The organism is Clostridium sp. BL-8 (assembly GCF_002006495.1).
In the GTDB taxonomy this organism is placed as follows: domain Bacteria; phylum Bacillota; class Clostridia; order Clostridiales; family Clostridiaceae; genus Clostridium.
The window spans coordinates 1-2,266 of the sequence record NZ_LZZL01000186.1; the positions used below are offsets into that span (position 1 = coordinate 1).

3 protein-coding genes are annotated in these 2,266 nt (G+C 27.1%); all 3 read right to left on the reverse strand.

From position 1 onward, the window contains the following. Window positions 1-382 precede the first annotated feature (382 nt). Window positions 383-1,129 (reverse strand): hypothetical protein, encoded by a 747-nt coding sequence (locus CLOBL_RS27055; RefSeq protein ID WP_077861820.1) that lies wholly within the window; start codon window positions 1,127-1,129, stop codon window positions 383-385. 237 nt (window positions 1,130-1,366) lie between these two features. Continuing rightward, entirely contained in the window at window positions 1,367-1,828 is a 462-nt protein-coding gene (locus CLOBL_RS27060) for an ASCH domain-containing protein (RefSeq protein WP_077861821.1), read from the reverse strand. Window positions 1,829-1,923: 95 nt separating this feature from the next. Further along, on the reverse strand, window positions 1,924-2,142 hold the full coding sequence (locus tag CLOBL_RS27065) for a GNAT family N-acetyltransferase (RefSeq protein WP_077861822.1): 219 nt from the start codon (window positions 2,140-2,142) through the stop codon (window positions 1,924-1,926). Window positions 2,143-2,266 lie beyond the last annotated feature (124 nt).

Genomic DNA, 2,266 nt, shown 5'->3' on the forward strand with positions numbered 1-2,266 from the left:
ACAAATGTTTAAGTCATAAATAGAAATTAGTTCAATTTGTTATTGCAATTGAGCACTTTTAATTTTTCTTTATACTCTTCATAATCCTCACTAAGAACATACTCAATAATTCAAACTTTTTGGATAATATATGTCAATGAAACAAAATAATAATTCACCCTATTTTCTCGCATAAGTCTCCTTGCAGCATGTTCAGATATTCCACCAAGCATTTCTCTAAATATTTTTATATTAACAACATTAGGATAATTTTTAGAAACCTCTTCTTAATATCTTTTATTTTTTATCATAACTTACATCCTTTTATAAATCATTTGTCAAAGGAACTTCCCCTTTTATAATGTAAGTATTCCCAACTAGTTATTACATTTGAGTCTAGCAATTACAACATAGTTAAACCCTTATGATATAAAAAAACACTTATACTCACTAATAAAATATAAATAATATTAAATAATAAAAAATTTAATATTTCTAGATACCTAATTTCTTTTTTAGTAACTTTTAATATTAGTTTTTCTATCATATTTACTATTCCAAACATAAACTGACCGAACAACCCTGTTATTATCCCAAAAGGTAATACATACAGATTCGTATATACAACGTAAAGTGAACTTGTAAGATACCCCACTAAAAATAATCCACTTGTAGTAATTATGTAAGTTGCTAAGAGTAATACAATCTGTATCTTTAATGGAGGCGTATCTTCTATACTTTTATTCCACTTTATATATTCAGTTACTTTCGGTATTCTCTTTGCCCAAGGAGGTGATCTAAACATTTTATACATAGATGTAGCTGGATTATATAAAATATAGTACTTCCAGCCTTTATAATTTTCTAATCTTTTATTCTTTAATTTTAAATATTTATCTTTATTAATTGGAACATAGATAAAGGGCATAATAACTGTACCAAGAGCAAAAGTCATAAAAATTGTTACTATGGTTATAATTTTATCATTTAACTTAAATAACCTCTGTAATGCATTAGATAAAAAATCAGAAGCTGGTATAAATATAAACGGCAATGCCATTACTATTGATGAAACTATAATTCCAAACCTAAGTTTTTTATTAATCGCTGTTTGATTCTTTTCCATTTTTTTATTTATATAAATAAACATTCCTACAAATATTACAACACTGAAAAAAAAACACCGTAATTATCATTCTTTATATTAATCACCTATTCTCTAACTAAACTTTTTATATTTTATTACCTGATAAAGCCAAACTCGATCAAATTATTACTCTAGCTTCATATAACTAAGGTATTTAATACACTCATTAGATATGTGTCCATTTTTTAGCTTCCTATTCTTAGCCTACTGAGTATATGAATAATAGGAATTTGAAAGTCACTAGTTATCTAATATTATTGGGTATACAACCTTAAATTCTTCACAAACAACAAGCATATCTTCTGTAAATTTTTGATCAATCTCTTTTAGCTCCATAGAGAAAATTTCAGAATGACATTTTCTCCAAGATGTAAGTGTACGATCAAACTCCCCTTCTTTATATGCATGTTCCTCCTTCACTTGGTTAAAAGGTACAATATATACTTTTATGGTTTTTGTGATACAAACAGCTTCTCCTTTTGTATTTAATATCAAATTGTATCCGCCAACTGGTGGCAATGGAGCATTTTCTGCAACATAACAAGGATACGCACTAGCTGTTGCAGTTTTAATCCCTTTTAATACCAATTCAGCCAATAAATCTGGCATGTCAGGTGCATTTCCGCCAAATGACCATGCCTCGTAATCTTTAGCATTCATGTTAATTTTAATATATTCATTCCACATTTGTATTTCAGTCATTTTCTTTCTCCTCTTTATATAATCTTTCAATAAATTACAATTTATAAGGTTATCCAATATCGTTCAATAACACGATTTTCTCCTTTAATTAATACTTAATTTTCTTTTTTTCCTCCTTTTGATAAAATAGTTTTCTGAGAAGCAAAATTATCGTTATCACAAGTTAATAAAAATTTATTACTATGTAATAAATCTTTATAATAAATCAATGCTTGTCTTAATTCTTCTTTTGCATATCCCTTGTTTCTTTCAGACTTTCTTACATAATACCCTATATGACCACCATATTGTAAAAGATACTCATTTAGAGGAATATTTTTTTTATATCATCGTCTATTCCTGAACGAGAAGTATTTACTGTCTTTAATCACTATTCTCTATCTATTTTGCCTTCTCTCAATTTTTCATTTAAAACCCATCCGATTATACCATCTTTCT

Bases quoted from the DNA above. Each gene is read 5' to 3' on its own strand.
- CLOBL_RS27055 (WP_077861820.1), bottom strand. From the start codon at position 1,129: ATGTTTATTTATATAAATAAAAAAATGGAAAAGAATCAAACAGCGATT.
- CLOBL_RS27060 (WP_077861821.1), bottom strand. From the start codon at position 1,828: ATGACTGAAATACAAATGTGGAATGAATATATTAAAATTAACATGAAT.